Below are 15,280 nucleotides of genomic sequence, written 5' to 3'. Positions count from 1 at the left end.
CCATTGCCCCACGATTCTACGGGTCGGTCGCGCGTCCCGGCAAAATCCGCCCTCTGGTATCATCTTGCTACCCATAGGCGTTCCGCGGCCGGAGGAAGAGCGCATGGTCGCGACGTTTGAGTACCGGCGTGCGGCGTCCGTCCCCGAGGCGATCGAGATCCTGAGCGCAAGTGGGCCGGACGCAAAGGTCCTCGCTGGCGGTCAGAGCCTCATCGCCCTCATCAATCTCGGTCTTGCGCGGCCATCTGTCCTCGTGGACATCAACGGCATCGCCTCTCTCGATTCGATGGAAGAGGTGGACGGAGAGTTGGTCGTGGGCGCCACGGCGCGCCACGCGGCGGCGCTTAGCAGCGCCACGGTCCGGCGATGTTGTCCACTCCTGGCAGAAGCGATGCCGCTGATCGGCGATCGGCAGGTCCGCAATCGTGGGACCATCGGTGGCAGCGTGGCCCACGCCGATCCGGTTGCCGAGATCCCGACCGTGGCGACGTGTCTCGGGGCAACGATGCGCCTGGCCGGCGCGGCCGGCACTCGTGAGGTTTCCGCCGCCGACTTCTTCGTCACATACTTGACCACGGCGATCGGGGAGGGCGAACTGCTGACGCACGTGCGCTTCCCGAAATCGCCGCCCAGCGCTGGCGTGTCGTTCCAGGAGCTGGTTCGGCGTAAGGGAGATTTCGCGATCGTCGCGGCAGCAGCCAGTGTCGCCCTCGACTCGCGCGGCGCGTGCGCAGACGTGCGCCTTGCTCTGGCCGGAGTCGATGCGACGCCGCGCTTCGCGGCCGAGGCGGCGCAGGTCCTCGTCGGACACGAGCCGACGTCGGAACGGATCCGCGAGGCCGCGCGCGCCGCGTGCGCGGATATCGCGCCCGAAAGCGACATCATGGCGAGTGGCGAGTATCGAAAGGCGATGGCCGAGGTGTACGCACGGCGCTCCCTCGACCAGGCAGTCCAACGAGCGCAAGCGAACGCGAGGGTGTGACATCGAAAAGCTGGATGGTGTTTCGTGATCGAAGATAAGACATCAAAAACCGTCGAAGACTACTTGTTGAACATCTACACCATCTCGCACGAAGGCCGCACGGTCATCGCCGCCCGCCTGGCAGAAGCGCTGAGCGTCGCTCCACCAACAGTCACGGCCACGCTGCACCGCATGGCCCGCGACGGCCTCATCACCGTGACTCCGCAGAAGGAAGTCGTCCTGACGGACGTCGGCCACGAGCGCGCAGAGACGATGGTGCGCCGGCACCGGCTTGCGGAGCGCCTGCTCATCGACATCCTCGGCATCGACTGGGCGGATGTGCACGAGGAGGCCCATCGCTTCGAGCACGCGATCTCCCCGAAAGTTGAGGAGCGCATTCTGGCGATTCTGGGCGACCCCACCACGTGTCCGCACGGCAGCCCCATTCCCGGCTACGCGCCCACGACGCCCTCGGGCGCCACGCGCCTCGAGGATGCGAAGGCCGGTGACCACGCGATCATCGAGCGGATATCGGAGGACGCCGAGAGCGACCGGGATCTCCTGGGATATTTTCAGCGAACGGGGCTGCTCCCGGGGCGCGAGTTCGACGTGGCAGAGGTTGAACCGTACAACGACATGATCGTGCTTCGACGAGGCGAGGAATCAGTCCCCATCAGCCTGCCAGTCGCCCACAAGATCTGGGTGCGCGTATCGAACGACGGGTAAGGCGAGCCCGCCCATGGTACAGGAAGCTGAACTGTCCACCCCGCGCTGTGTCGCAGGGCGCAGACGCGCTGCCAACAACACGACTGATTTGCGGGCGGTCATCACACCCCGTCGTGGCTCGCGTCCGCACGATCAGTCAGCGTGCGAACCGGGAGTCTGGCGCAGCTCGTTCGCCCGCTCGCGGGCAGGCGGCATCCAGCGGTAGACACGCATCCCCTCATCCATCCCCTTGAGGCGAAACAGACCCAGCGGGCGCGCGAGCGCGCGATCCGAATCTGCCAGCTCGGCCCAGAATGGCTCCGTCATCAGCACCAGATCGGCGGTCGACTGCGATGCCATCTCCTCCTCGAGAGCCGCGTCGTCGTGGCGGAGCTGCTCCAGTGAGAAGACTGCGTGGACGTTGTTGCCGATTCGGTCCCCTTGTTCTGTCAAGTGGGATGGACCCCAGTGAAGTGCGATGGACAGTTGCGCATTCACGGGCATTTGCTTGGCGAGAGTGGGCGCCAGCCGCATGCCTGCGTCGAGCGCGGAGCCCGCGGACCCGAAACACGCGAAATACCCGTCACCGGTGCACTTGAGGAACGGCTCGCTCTCCGTTTTCAGCGAACGCTCGAGGGCGCGACCCATCGCGAGCATGAGCTTGGCGAAGTATGGACCATCTGCCTGGACGAGGCGCGTGGAGTTCACGACGTCGACCACGAGGTAGGCATCGGTTCGCATGCGCAGGAAGCTCGTGCCGGGAATGATGACGCTGTCCTCCGTGGAGAAGGACGTCTCGATGATAGAGGTGACGTCGCCGTCGTCGGCGCGGTTCGGCACGACGGCCAACCGCGTGTGCCCGACCAAGACGGAAGCGGGAACCGGGAGGGGCGCGATTCCCGCGACGCGCTTTCCGTCCAGGTACGTCCCATTTCTGCTGCAGTCTTCGATCATGAGGGACGCCCCCATGACGTGTATCACACAGTGGTGACGGGACACAGCCTGATCGTCGGCGACGCAAAGGTTATTGGTGCCGTCGCGACCTATGGAGAACGAAGGGCCGAGGATCGGTAACTGCACGCCCCCGCGCTCTTCATTGAGGCTCACGATGAACGCGAGCGGCTCCGTCGTGGTCGCGCTCACCCAACGACCTCGTTCCCCGTCCCACGTCGTTGGCTGCGTAACACGTGCGTCCTCGCGCATTAAACTCGTTGCGATTGTACACATAGGAGAACGATTGCAACATCTGCCTGCATCAAAAGCCCGTAACCGGACAATTGGCCGCCCGGCGCCTTGCACGCGGGGGCACGAATGAGTTACAAGGTGCTACTCATCAAGGCGAGGCCGAATGCAACAGCCGATCATCACGCCTCTGGTTGATGGCTACCCGTTCGCGGGTTCCGGACTCGACGTCGCCGAGCACGCGGTATGGATCGACGACGACGGAGAAGACGCGGCCCACGCGCACGATCCGCTCCTGGCGGCGAACGCGGAGGCCATCGAACCTTCGGATGATCCCGTCCGAATGTACCTCCAGGAGATCCACGAAGTCCCGCTCCTCACCGCCGCCGATGAAAAGCGGCTCGCCTGTCGCCTCGAAGAGCTTGTCAACCTCAACCGCATTCGGGCCTGCATCGGCGATTCGGGGCTTTCCGTCGACCACGACACAGCAACCGCCATCGCCATCTTTGCTGAGGTGGCCCAGAATTTCGGCGTTGCCACTGCCCTGACCCGCCTCGCCGTACTCGACACCGCCTCCGCTCGATCCCTCCTCCAGGACCCGGGACTGCGCGAGCTGATCGATTACCACATCGACGGAATGACCGTCTCCATCGTGGCAGAGCATCTCGGAATCTCAGAGGCGGACGCGGTGTCCCGAATCGTTCAGTTCTCCATTGCGACGCGGCTTTTGCCCCGGGCCATTTACCGTGCGCTGGGGGAGCGCAGCGCCGAAGAGCTTCCGACAATCGAGGAGATCGCCGCGGTCTGCGAGGCCGCTCACGGCGAAATCTGCCGCGATTTCGAGGAGATCGAACAGCACGCCAACGCAGCGCAGCGACAGCTCATCGAAGCGAACCTGCGCCTCGTCGTCAGCGTGGCGAAGAAGTACCTGGGCCGCGGGATGTCGTTGCTCGACCTGATTCAGGAAGGGAACCTTGGCCTCATGCGGGCGGTTGGCAAGTTCGACCATCGGCTCGGGTTCAAATTCAGTACCTACGCGACCTGGTGGATCCGTCAAGCGGTCGGGCGCTCGGTCGCCGATCACTCCCGAACCATTCGCATTCCGGTCCATATGGTCGAGACGGTCAGCCGCCTCACACAGGTGTCCATCGACCTCACCCAACGCCTTGGTCGAGACCCGAGCCCGGCGGAAGCGGCCCTGATGATGGGCCTCTTGGAGCCGTCGACCGAGCTTTCGCTCATCGCCACAATCTGCCCCGACCTGGATCCGGAGGAGTGGCCGGACCCGGCCCGCCGGGCGCGGATCCTCGAGGCGAAGGTCCTCATGCACCCTGAGGAACTCCCCGACGAGATTCAGGCCGATATCGCCCGCGCATCGTCTCGCGTGATGCAGGCGCGCCGGGTGCCACGCCAGCCGATCTCCCTCGAGACGCCAATTGGGGACGATCAGGAGCACTGCCTCGGGGACATCATCGAGGACCAGAATGCCGCCGTCCCCGCCGACGTGGCCACGTACGAAATTTTGAAGCGTCAAATCTGGGACCTGTTGCACGAGCTGCCCGAGCGCGAGTCGCAAATCCTTATTCTGCGATTTGGCCTACTCGATGGGCGACCGCGGACGCTTGAAGAAGTGGGCCGCGAGTTCGGTCTCACCCGCGAGCGTATCCGCCAGATCGAAGATGATACGCTCCGGCGATTGCGGCGCCCCAGAGAGGCGATCTACCTCCGCGAATTTCTCCACTAGCTCCACCGCTCATGGCGCCGGCTCCTGCACGCCCGGCCGCTACGGTTGTGCTCGTTCGCCCGACCGACCCGGCTGGATGCCGATGGGATACATTCTTGCTGCGGAGAAGCGCCGAAAGCCCGGTGCTGGCAGATTTCTGGGTATTCCCCGGCGGTACGGTGCGACCGGATGACGGCGACCCCGAAAATGCGACGGTCAGCCCATGCTTCACCCCGAACGATGCCCACGCGGCTCTGGCGCGACCGCCGGATTCGCCCGCTCCCACGCCGGCCGAGAGCTTCGCCCTTTACGTGGCAGCATTCCGCGAGGTGATTGAAGAGACGGGCATCGTCCTCGCGAGCGACCCTTCGGCCGCGTGCGCGGAATCCTGCAATGGGAGCCCCAGCGCCGCAGTGACCCAGATCGTCGCGCGCAGGCGTGAGATCGAGCGCGGCGTACCGCTTCACCGGATCGCGGTTGAGCATGGTGCCCAACTCGACCTCGGGTGCCTCACGTATTACGCGCACTGGATCACGCCTGAACCGGTTCCCCAGCGATTCGACACGCGCTTCTTCCTGGCGGCTGTCTCACCGGACACACTCGCCACGCCCAGCGAGCGAGAGATGGCGGAAGGGATGTGGATCGACGTGGAATCGGCGCTCGCGCTGCACGCGCGCGGCTCGCTCGCGCTGCACTTCGCGACGATCCAGCACCTTCGGCGGCTCGAACCATTTCGGAGCGTCGCGAGCGTGCTGCATTTCGCCAGAACGAAGCCGATCGCACCGGTCATGCCAACGATCCGTGAGATCGACGGGCGGACGATACCGCAGGTTCCAGTCGAGCTGTCCGACGCGTGGTGAGACCGAACTGTTCGGGTTGACCGCGCAGCGTCTCGGATCGGTAGCGCGGATCCGGGATAGCTGAAGCGGTGGATCAGGCCGGAAGCGTTCACGAACGCCGGCGCTATGCGCCCCTCGGCTCGGCACGGTCACTGAGCCCCTCGCGCAGGTAGGACTCAGCGAGCGCGCGATACTCCGGCGCCGCCCTCCGGACCCACTCGAGCGAGCGGCCGGACAGCTCCTTTTTCACCGTCGCGGGGACGCCTGCAGCGAGGTGCCGAGGTGGAACGACCATCCCCTCCCCGACGATCGCGCCGGCCGCCACCATCGCCTCTTCGCCGACGACCGCGCCGTTCATCACCACCGCGTTCATGCCGATGACGGCTCCGCGCTCGACAGCACATGCCTCCAACACCGCGCCGTGGCCGACGGTGGCGTCGGGTCCGACGGTGGTTGGGTGCGATGCGTCCACGTGCACCACCACGTTGTCCTGAATGTTCGCTCCGCTGTGAACGACGATCGCGCCGAAGTCCCCACGAAGAACCGCCCCATACCAGATGCTTGCGCCGGCCTCGACCGTGACGTCACCGACGAGGGTCGCGTTGGGAGCGACGAAGGCGCCCGGGGCGACCCGCGGCCGTGTGCCGTGCCACTCGACGATCACGTGCTCTCCCTCCCGCGCTGATATGCGCGCGGAGTCTCAAAAATGTCGATGGTACAATACGCCGCGGGTTTTGTCGCACCGCGCCACATGCTATTCATCCCTGGCGAGGCATATATGAGTCGCGAGCGCAGACAGTACGTGCGATTCGCTTTTTATCGCGTCGATCCTCTCTGGCGACGGATCTCGCCAGGGGACCGCGCCTCGGCGAAGGCCGAGTTCGCTGACATCGTCGACGGCTGGTCGGGCCGAATCCTCCTGCGCACATACTCGACCATTGGCACCCGGCCCGACTGTGATTTTCTCCTCTGGCAGGTGAGCGAGAATCTGGATGACTTCGGTGAGATCGCGGCCGACATCTCATCCTCCCAGCTCGGCCGGTACATCGAGACACCGCACGCGTTTCTCTCCATGACCAAGCACTCGATGTACGTCTCAGAGCACACGCACGAGGGTCAGGAAGGCACGCGGCTGACCATCGCGCCCGGTGGCGCAAAGTACCTGTTCGTGTATCCGTTCGTGAAGACGCGCACCTGGTACCTGCTCTCACAGGCCGAGCGTCAGCGGATCATGACCGTGCACATCGCGATGGGTCACAAGTACCCGACGGTCAAGATCAACACGACGTATTCCTTTGGGCTGGATGACCAAGAATTCGTCGTCGCGTTCGAATCAGACTACCCTGCCGACTTCCTGGATCTGGTCCAAGAGCTTCGCGAGACCGAATCCAGCGCCTACACGCTGCGGGACACGCCGATGTTTACGTGCATCTCGATGCCAGTTCGAGAGATTCTCGAGGCGTTGTGCCGCGACGCGCGCGTCAGCGCGCCAACCGGGACACGGGAGACAATTCGCGTATAATAATGGCTGAATGACGCACAAGGTCCGCACTGCAAAGGCACTCCACCGGGGGTGGGGTGCCTTTTCTTTTGCCCACTGCGCGCTTCGTGGGAGGCTTTGTCAGATTGGTTGAAACAATCCCGGTGGGATTCGAGGCGTTTGACCTCAACCCCGAAATTGCACGCGCGATCCAGGAGATTGGCTACGAAGAGCCCACCCCTGTTCAGCAGGCCGCGATTCCCATATTCCGCGCCGGCCAGGATCTCATCGCTCAGGCCCAGACGGGCACCGGAAAAACGGCGGCGTTTGGCATCCCCATCGTCGAGGCAATCAGCCCGTCGGCGCCGGGCGTTCAAGCGCTGATCCTGGCGCCAACTCGCGAGCTGGCCACACAAATTGTCGCAGAGCTAACCCGGCTCGCGAAGTATCGGGACGTCGGCATCTGCGCTGTGTACGGGGGATCATCGATGAAGGCGCAGATCGATGCCATCCCGCATGCGTCGATCGTCGTCGGTACGCCCGGGCGGATTCTCGATCTCATGCGCCGCGGCCACCTGAGACTGGCTTCGGTCTCCGTACTCGTGCTCGACGAGGCGGACCGCATGCTGGACATGGGATTCCTGCCGGACGTTGAGCAGATCATCCGCGCGACACCCCGCGCCCGTCAGACCGGGCTCTTCTCCGCGACCATCACGACCCTCGTTCGGCGCCTCGCCGCGCGCTACATGCGCGATCCCCAGCACGTCACCATCGCTCCGGAGGAGAGAACTGTCGCCACCGTTCGACAGCTCTGCTACGAGGTGGCAAACCGCGACAAGATGGCGGCGTTGTTCGAGGTCATCGAGCGCGAAGAGCCGCGGAGCGCCATAATTTTTTGCCACACCCAGGTCGCGGTTGATCGAGTCGCCCGCGAGATGCAGCGGCGCCGTCTCCCGGTCCGAGCCATTCACGGCAGCCTGAGTCAGGCGGAGCGCGAGCGCACGCTCCAAGACTTTCGCGCCGGCAAGGTGCACTTTCTCGTGGCCACCAACCTCGCCTCCCGGGGTCTCGACATCCTCCACGTGTCGCACGTGATCAACTACGATATTCCTGAAGACGCGGAGACGTACGTCCATCGTATCGGTCGCACGGCGCGAATGGGGCGCCACGGCACGGCGATCACGTTCGTCAGCGAGTGGGACCTCGACGCCTTCGAGGCCATTAAGAAGGTTGCGGGCGACAACCTCGAGCCCGCGATCCTCGACCTGTACGCGGTCCACCGGTAACCGAGCATCTCCTCACGGGGAAGAGCTCCATGAGCCAATACGAACTGGTTCCCGTCGACGAAGCGCTCGCGATCGTCAATTCCGTCGCTCGGCCCCTTGCAACTGAGCCAGTCAGAACGGCAGATGCCATCGGCCGCGTGCTCGGCGAAGACGTCGTGTCACCCGAAGACGTACCCCCCTTTCGCGCCTCAACCGTGGACGGGTTCGCTGTCATCGCCGCGGATCCGGCGCCGGTTCGACGCGTGATTCACGAGATCACGGCTGGCGTGGTGGCCGAGCCGCGGGTCGAACCGGGCACAGCTGCCAAAATCATGACTGGCGCGCCTATCCCCGACGGCGCGGACGCGGTGGCCATGATCGAATACACGCGATTCGAGAACGGCACGGTGCGCCTCGAACGGCCCGTCCGCGCGAACGAGAACGTTCGGGGCATCGGCATCGACGTGGGCAAGGGCGACGTTATGCTCAGCCGTGGCGCCATCATTGGGCCTGCTGAGATCGGCCTGCTCATGACCCTCGGCTGCACGGAGGTTTCCTGCTATCGCCGGCCGACGGTGGCCGTGCTTTCGACGGGCGACGAGCTCGTGGAGCCGTGGGAGTTGGTGCCAACGGGCTCGATCCGCGACAGCAATCGATTCGCCATCATGGCCGCGATCTCTGAGGCTGGGGGCATTCCCGTCTCGCTGGGACACGTGAAGGACGACCGAGACCTTCAGGCGACGAAGGTGCGGGACGGAATCGCCCAGGCGGACGTTTTGGTGACGTCCGGCGGGGTATCTGTCGGGGACCGAGACTTCATCAAGCCGGCGCTCGAGCAGATCGGGAAAGTGCACTTCGGCCGAATTGCCTTTCGCCCGGGCATGCCGCTCACGTTCGCGGAGGTGGGCGATAAGCTCGCCTTCGGCCTACCGGGCAACCCGGTTTCATCCCTCGTCACATTTGAAGTGTTCGTGCGGCCAGCGCTTCGGCGGATGCAGGGCGATCCACACCCAATGCGCCCGCGCATCCAAGTAATCGCGGAGCACGACTTTCGCCGCGGTGGCGACCGCCTGGAATATCACCGGGCGATCGTTCGCTGGAGAGACGGCCAACTCTTCGCCCGCAGCACCGGCTCACAGATCTCGAGTCGCCTGCTGTCCATGGTGGGCCATAACGCCATGGTGATCCTCGAGCCGGGGGACGGCCTGGTGCGGGCGGGCGAGCCGCTAGACGCCGTCCTGACGGGGCCCATCGAGACGGAGTAGCACCGCCGAGCATCGCTCGCCCAGTGGCCTTCGCCAGACCGTCAGGAGATGTGGTCCGACTCATCGCACTGGGGGTGCTCACGGTGAACGAAACAGCGACGACCGACGCTCCAGACGCGCGCCCGCCCGAGGCGCCCGCGCCATCGATTCGGCGCGACATCAGGTCCGGTCTTCTCGGGGTCGGTATCGCGATCCTCTGTCTGATCCCTCCGGGGATTCACTTCGTCAGCGGCCCATTGGGGCCCGGCATCGGCGGGTTTTTCGCCGCGACACGCGTTCACGCGCGCGGTAAGCACATCGCCTCGATCGCGTTGACCCTCGCCGTCGGGGAGGCGATCATCGCCTGGATCGTCGCGGGGATCCTGATGGTCATCGGAACGATCGGCAAAGACTCGGCCACGCTGCTCTTTGTCGCCGTCGTAGACGTCGCAGTCTTTTTCTACTCGTTCTGTCTCGCGGGAGCTGGGGCATTTCTCGGCGGCCTCAGCGGCGGGGGGTGAATCCGACCACCCTGCATGTGCCTGCCAGCCGCGCGACGCGTCCGTCGGGTGTGCGCGCGTAGCGCACGGCCTCGGCCCCCTCCGACCCGACTGCCCTTCGCGGGCCGCGACGCGTCCGTCGGGTGTGCGCGCGTAGCGCACAGCGGACAGGTCGGCTATGATGTGCCCGCGAGCCACCGACAGCCACGGCGGCGACTGCCCAATCGCGGCAGACCGCCCGCGCTGCGCGCCATCAATCCCACATGATGCGGAGAGCGAATGTATCAGGGACAGAAGGTTATCGACGTCCACGGCCATATGACCACGCCGGACAGCTTTCGAAACTTTGCCATGACGCTGATGTCCCTTCGGAGTCCGGGCCGTCAACAGTACAACCTGTCGGACGACGAGCTACGGGAGTCCCTCCTCGAGCACATCGAGGCCCTCGACAAGCGAAACATCGACTATCAACTGGTGAGCCCGCGACCGGTCGCCATGCTTCATTGGGAATCCCCTCACATCCAGGAGCAATGGTGCCGTGTGACCAACGACGTCATTGCGCAAAGCGTGAAGCTCTTCCCCGACCGATTTGGTGGCATCGCCCAGTTGCCCCAGTCCAACGAGCATCCGGACACGTCGTTTTTGGTCGAAGAGCTGGAGCGCGCGGTGAAGGATCTCGGCATGGTGGGCGCGCTCCTCAATCCGGACCCGAGTGGGATGCGCGACGTGCCGGGCGTGAACGAGAAGTACTGGTACCCACTGTACGAGAAGGCGCAGGAGCTTGACGTCCCGTTGCTGGTGCACCCGTCCATCACCAAAGACCGACGGGTCCGAGCGATCCCCCACAACTACCAGATCAACAACGTCTGGGAGGAGTACCTTGCCACGCTCCTCTATATCGCGACGGACGTGTTCCAGGTGTTCCCCCGCCTCAAGGTTGTGATCTGCCACGCCGGCGGCGGCCTCAGTCGACACTTCAATTCCGATATTCGGGACGGCCACCCGCCACGCGAAGAGGTCCGCGAAAAGTACTTCAACAACCTCTTTTTCGATACGTGCGTGTACGACGGCTCCTTCATGGATACGGCTGTCAAACAACACGGGATCGACTCGATGGTATTTGGTACGGAGATCGGCGCGGCGCTGCGGGTGGACGTAGTCGGACTCATCGATGGGCTCAAGGACTTTTCCGTCGAGGATAAGGTCAAGATCTTCAACACGAATCCCAAGCGCGTCTACAGCCGGATGAAAGTGGCCTGAGGGGCGACATCGTCTGGACGCTGGTGTCCGCAAGCGTGGCCACCGCCACGCGCGGTGGACGCGCGCTAGCTGATGAGGCGGCGATCCATGGGGATGGGTCCGAGAAGTTCTGGGCTATCTTCGTGGACCAGCAGCATCTGCTCGAGCTTCACCGCCTGGGTGCTACCTTCCTCGCCAAAATAGACTTCGATGGAGAGCACTTGGTTCTCTCGGAGTACGTCATCGATCGGCGTCTCGCGCGGATTCACGTGCGGATACCCGGAGGACCCAAGACCGCAGCCATGAGCGTAGTTGAGGTCCCAGAGCTTCTCCCGGAATCGGTCCGGGACCTCCGGCACATCTGCCATGACATCGGCAATGGTGCGGCCAGCCTTCCAGATGGGGAGTGTTGCCTCGAGATAGTCGGATGCGCGCCGGTATAGGTCGCGCTGCTCGGCCGATGGGTGGTCGCCCACGAAAAATGTCGTTGATTCGTCCCCTCGCATGCCACCCGGACCTCGTGCGTGCAGGTCGATGCCGACAAAGTCCCCATCCTTCAGCACCCGGTTGGTGGGCCATCTGCTCCAGGGATTCATATTCTCGCCCGCGCACACGTTGAGCTGCGCGATGTCCTCACCCTCGAGCTCCTCCCAGGTCGAGGTCACGACGTGGGCCAGCATCCGCTCTGTCACCCCTGGTCGAATCGCGTTTCGGAAGGAGTTGAAGGTCGTGACGTACTGGGCTCCGACGGCTCGATAGATCGCGACCTCGTCAGGCGTCTTCACCGTCCAGGCACGCTCGATTATTGGCTCGGCGTCCACGAGATCAAAGCCGCCGTGGACGAGATCAAGCACCGCGCCAGTTTCGAGCCCGTCAATTCCAAGCCGCTCGCCGCCCACCCCGTGCTCGCGCATGAGATCCTTCAGTCCGCCGACGAGGGCTTCGCGGCCGTCGTCGAGCGCCTCGGAGCCGCGGCCGAGGGGCTTGCGCATCGGTACGCCGATTCGGGAGACGTACCCCGCGTCTCGGGGACGCACGAACACGATCGCCTCTCCGCTTGCGGGGACGAACACCTGCGACCCGGGCACCTTCTGGTTGAGCACGTAGCGAAGCGTGACGCCACTGCCGATATAGAGGGCCCCGACGCTCCTCCGCTTCATTTCGGACTGGAGCAGCGCCAGCCGGTCCTTCCGCATGCGGGCATCGTCCCAGGACGCCCTCCGATCCGTTTCCCCCATCGTTCGATTTACAAGAATTCGCGCTTAATGGATTCCAGCACGTCGCGGTCCTGGTGGACCGATTGGCGGTTCAGGGGACGTTCGCGGAGCTGCGACACCTGTTCCTCGTATGTGGGGCGCCCTTCTTCCTGGTAGATTACCCCGATGGGAATGCGCTCTTCCCACTCCTTTGCCTTCTCCCACGCGGCGCCGTAATTGGATGGGTCGTACCCCGGCTCGTCGTCGAGCTTGTACACCCGCTCCTTGTACCAGTCGTACGTGTTGATCTTGTTGTACGTCACGCAGGGCTGCAGGATGTCGACCAGCGAGTAGCCCTTGTGCCTCAGCGCCTTCATGATCGTCTGGGTCAGGTGCTTGGGGTCGCCAGCGAATCCGCGCGCCACGAACGTCGCGCCCCCTGCGACAGCGAGCGCGATTGGGTTCGTCTGCACTTCGATGGCGCCTTCGGGTGACGTACCCCCGATATAACCCTTGGGGCTCGTCGGCGAATATTGTCCCTTCGTGAGCCCGTAGACCTGGTTGTTCTCGACGATGTGGGTCAGATCTGGATTTCGGCGCATGGTGTGGACAAAGTGATTGCCGCCGATCCCGTATCCGTCACCGTCGCCGCTGATCACCACAACTTTCAGGTCATGGTTCCCCAGCTTCGCACCGGTCGCGACTGGCAACGCTCGCCCGTGCAACGAGTCGTATCCATTGGCGCGCATGTAGTACGGGACTTTGCTGCCGCACCCGATCCCCGAGACCAGCAGCACCTGGTGCGGAAAGAGATTCAGACCGACGAGCGCTTGGGTCAGCGAGGCGAGAATCCCGAAGTCTCCACATCCCGGGCACCAGGTGGGCTTCTCCTCGCTTCGATAGGCCTTCGCGTCAACCTTGACGTCTACGACCTCAGACATGCGCCAATACTCCCTCGCGCACCTTCTGCGCTACCTCATCGCCGGTAAAGGGCCGGCCGTCATACTTCAAAACCTTGTGGGGAATCTCGATCCCCGTCATCATGCGAATGACCAATGCCAGCTGTCCGGTGAAGTTGTTCTCCACGCATACCGATCGCCGCGCATTCTTCAGCACCTGCTCTACGCGCCGCACGGGAAGCGGCCAAACCTCGTGGAAGTGCAGGTGGTTGACACTCAACCCGTCCTTCTCGAGGAGGAGACGCGCCTCGTGGATCGGACCGTAGGTCGAGCCCCACCCGACCAGGGTGAGGTCCGCGGACTCCGGGCCTTCGAGCAGCGGATCCCGGATGTCGTGGGCGGCGAGATCGAGCTTGCGCATCCGTTTGTCCATCTGGAGCCTGCGCATCTCCGCTTCTTCTACCGCCTGGCCGTTCTCATAGTGCTCGTCACTCGTGGTGAGGACGATGGCATTTTTGTGGCCCGGCACCGCGCGCGGCGAGACGCCCGACTCGGTTAACTTGTGCCGCAGGTATGGCTCGGTCAGGGCGTCGAGATCCGCGTCGGTGAGCAGCTCGCCCCGGTCAATCGTCACCGCGTCTAAATTGATCCGTTCCGGGTCGATTGCGCGCACCGCGGTCGACTGGTTCATGTCGGTCAGGATGAAGACCGGGCACTGGTACTTCTCGGCGAAATTAAAGGCGCGGTAACCCGCGATAAAGCACTCCTCGATGGTGCCAGGCGTGAGGACGACCCGTGGAAATTCGCCCTGCGAACAGTGTAGGACGAACTGGAGGTCCGCCTGCTCCGTCCTCGTCGGAAGACCCGTGGACGGGCCGCCGCGCTGGGCAATGGCTACGACCAGCGGGGTCTCGGTCATGGCCGCGAGACCAACCGCCTCTACCATGAGGGAGAAGCCGCCCCCGGACGTCGCGGTCATCGCGCGAACGCCGGTGTGGGCGGCGCCGATCGCCATGAGAATCGCTGTGATCTCGTCCTCGCATTGCTTCACCACGATGCCGAGCTTCCGGCTGTGGGAGGCGAGCCACTCCGTGATGGAGGTGGCGGGCGTCATGGGATACATCGAGATCCATCGGCACCCCGCCGCGGCAGCGCCAAACGCGATCGCCTGGTTTCCATTGAGAACCATCCGTGGGTTTGCGACGATCGGCTGAATCTTGTAGCTGAAGTCGCTCGCAAACTCGCGGAGCGCCTCGTCATACGCGGCCCGCGCCACGGCTACGTTCGCATCGGCGATCTTGGAGCCCTTCTTGCCCCCGAAGTTCTCCACGATGACCTGTTCGATGTATTCGAACGGCAGCTCCGTGATTCCGGCCGCCACGCCGATGGATGCCGTGTTCATCATGAGCTTCGCCGTCGTCAGCGGGATGCCTCGGTCGCCCCCCTCGCGCTGAGCGATCTCCGTGAGCGGGAGCCGGATCGGCTTGACGCCACGGTCGGCGATCTGCGCGTCCTCCACCTTCAACGGCGCATCCATGATGATGGCGCCACCGGGAACGACTTCGTGGAGGTGCTCACGTACGGTGTCAGCGTCGAGGGGCATGAGCACGTGGACCGCAGATTCGGTGGCCTGTATGTCACGGTCGCTCACGCGGATCTGAAAGAAGTTGTGGCCGCCCCGGATTCGCGACATATAGTCCTGCAGTCCGTAGACGAACACGCCCGCGCGGGAGATAGCTTTGGTGAACCCGGCGCCGCTGGATTCGACGCCCTGGCCCGCCTCGCCACCCATCTTGAACGTGACGTTGTTGACCACTACTGACACGTTTAACTCCCTGTTTTGCGGCCCAGTTTTGTCTGTACCGTCCGTTGAATTCTCGTACCTTGTTCACTCACGCGATTCTACCACAGGCTCCGGCGCTCAATGGACGAACCACGCGCAGGCCGCACCGAGCACCACCCAACCCGCGGCCGGGTCAGCGGTGGCTCCATTCACCGTCGGAAAATGAAAGGGGCCCCTGCGCGGGACCCCTCCACCGAACCCTTC

Annotated in this window: 14 protein-coding genes; 9 read left to right on the top strand and 5 right to left on the bottom strand. The window is 64.1% G+C overall.

The window, feature by feature from the left end; genetic code table 11:
• The first annotated feature begins 103 nt into the window (after nt 1-103).
• Together VFC51_18440 and VFC51_18435 are read left to right on the top strand one after the other, a co-directional pair.
• The gene (locus VFC51_18440) at nt 104-982 is read left to right on the top strand and encodes a xanthine dehydrogenase family protein subunit M (protein HZT09007.1); all 879 of its coding nucleotides are present in this window, start codon (nt 104-106) and stop codon (nt 980-982) included.
• A gap of 24 nt (nt 983-1,006) precedes the next feature.
• Nucleotides 1,007-1,687 (top strand): metal-dependent transcriptional regulator, encoded by a 681-nt coding sequence (locus VFC51_18435; GenBank protein HZT09006.1) that lies wholly within the window; start codon nt 1,007-1,009, stop codon nt 1,685-1,687.
• Between the two features lie 132 nt (nt 1,688-1,819).
• Here the strand turns inward: VFC51_18435 and VFC51_18430 are convergent, their stop codons facing one another.
• Nucleotides 1,820-2,809: an FHA domain-containing protein gene (locus VFC51_18430; protein HZT09005.1), complete on the bottom strand. Its 990-nt coding sequence runs from the start codon at nt 2,807-2,809 to the stop codon at nt 1,820-1,822.
• Between the two features lie 205 nt (nt 2,810-3,014).
• Here VFC51_18430 and VFC51_18425 point away from each other — a divergent pair, with 205 nt between their 5' ends.
• Nucleotides 3,015-4,592 carry a sigma-70 family RNA polymerase sigma factor gene (locus VFC51_18425; GenBank protein ID HZT09004.1) on the top strand — a complete coding sequence of 526 codons (1,578 nt, stop codon included), beginning with the start codon at nt 3,015-3,017 and terminating at the stop codon, nt 4,590-4,592.
• Nucleotides 4,593-4,687: 95 nt separating this feature from the next.
• Nucleotides 4,688-5,431 (top strand): hypothetical protein, encoded by a 744-nt coding sequence (locus VFC51_18420; protein ID HZT09003.1) that lies wholly within the window; start codon nt 4,688-4,690, stop codon nt 5,429-5,431.
• A gap of 103 nt (nt 5,432-5,534) precedes the next feature.
• Here VFC51_18420 and VFC51_18415 read toward each other — a convergent pair whose 3' ends face one another.
• Nucleotides 5,535-6,074, bottom strand: a complete 540-nt coding sequence (locus tag VFC51_18415) for a gamma carbonic anhydrase family protein (GenBank protein HZT09002.1) — start codon at nt 6,072-6,074, stop codon at nt 5,535-5,537.
• 42 nt (nt 6,075-6,116) lie between these two features.
• Between VFC51_18415 and VFC51_18410 the strand changes: the two genes are divergently transcribed.
• From VFC51_18410 to VFC51_18390, 5 genes are all read left to right on the top strand, one after another.
• Nucleotides 6,117-6,932 (top strand): chlorite dismutase family protein, encoded by an 816-nt coding sequence (locus VFC51_18410; GenBank protein ID HZT09001.1) that lies wholly within the window; start codon nt 6,117-6,119, stop codon nt 6,930-6,932.
• A 104-nt stretch (nt 6,933-7,036) separates the two neighbouring features.
• Nucleotides 7,037-8,176: a DEAD/DEAH box helicase gene (locus tag VFC51_18405; protein ID HZT09000.1), complete on the top strand. Its 1,140-nt coding sequence runs from the start codon at nt 7,037-7,039 to the stop codon at nt 8,174-8,176.
• Nucleotides 8,177-8,205: 29 nt separating this feature from the next.
• Nucleotides 8,206-9,420 carry a gephyrin-like molybdotransferase Glp gene (glp, locus tag VFC51_18400; protein ID HZT08999.1) on the top strand — a complete coding sequence of 405 codons (1,215 nt, stop codon included), beginning with the start codon at nt 8,206-8,208 and terminating at the stop codon, nt 9,418-9,420.
• 83 nt (nt 9,421-9,503) lie between these two features.
• Nucleotides 9,504-9,920: a hypothetical protein gene (locus VFC51_18395; GenBank protein ID HZT08998.1), complete on the top strand. Its 417-nt coding sequence runs from the start codon at nt 9,504-9,506 to the stop codon at nt 9,918-9,920.
• A gap of 258 nt (nt 9,921-10,178) precedes the next feature.
• Nucleotides 10,179-11,159, top strand: coding sequence for an amidohydrolase family protein (locus VFC51_18390; GenBank protein HZT08997.1), 981 nt, complete (start codon nt 10,179-10,181; stop codon nt 11,157-11,159).
• A gap of 65 nt (nt 11,160-11,224) precedes the next feature.
• On the opposite strand, the gene VFC51_18385 is transcribed toward VFC51_18390, so the two are convergent.
• The 3 genes from VFC51_18385 to VFC51_18375 are packed head-to-tail and all read right to left on the bottom strand — an operon-like array spanning nt 11,225 to nt 15,058.
• Nucleotides 11,225-12,334: a M24 family metallopeptidase gene (locus VFC51_18385; protein HZT08996.1), complete on the bottom strand. Its 1,110-nt coding sequence runs from the start codon at nt 12,332-12,334 to the stop codon at nt 11,225-11,227.
• 50 nt (nt 12,335-12,384) lie between these two features.
• Nucleotides 12,385-13,275, bottom strand: coding sequence for a 2-oxoacid:ferredoxin oxidoreductase subunit beta (locus VFC51_18380; protein ID HZT08995.1), 891 nt, complete (start codon nt 13,273-13,275; stop codon nt 12,385-12,387).
• Nucleotides 13,268-15,058, bottom strand: coding sequence for a 2-oxoacid:acceptor oxidoreductase subunit alpha (locus tag VFC51_18375; protein HZT08994.1), 1,791 nt, complete (start codon nt 15,056-15,058; stop codon nt 13,268-13,270). Before VFC51_18375 ends, VFC51_18380 begins: the two co-directional genes overlap by 8 nt.
• Nucleotides 15,059-15,280 lie beyond the last annotated feature (222 nt).

It is taken from the genome of Chloroflexota bacterium (assembly GCA_035652535.1).
In the GTDB taxonomy this organism is placed as follows: Bacteria; Chloroflexota; UBA6077; order UBA6077; family SHYK01; genus DASRDP01.
This window is presented reverse-complemented; position numbering and strand designations above follow the sequence as displayed.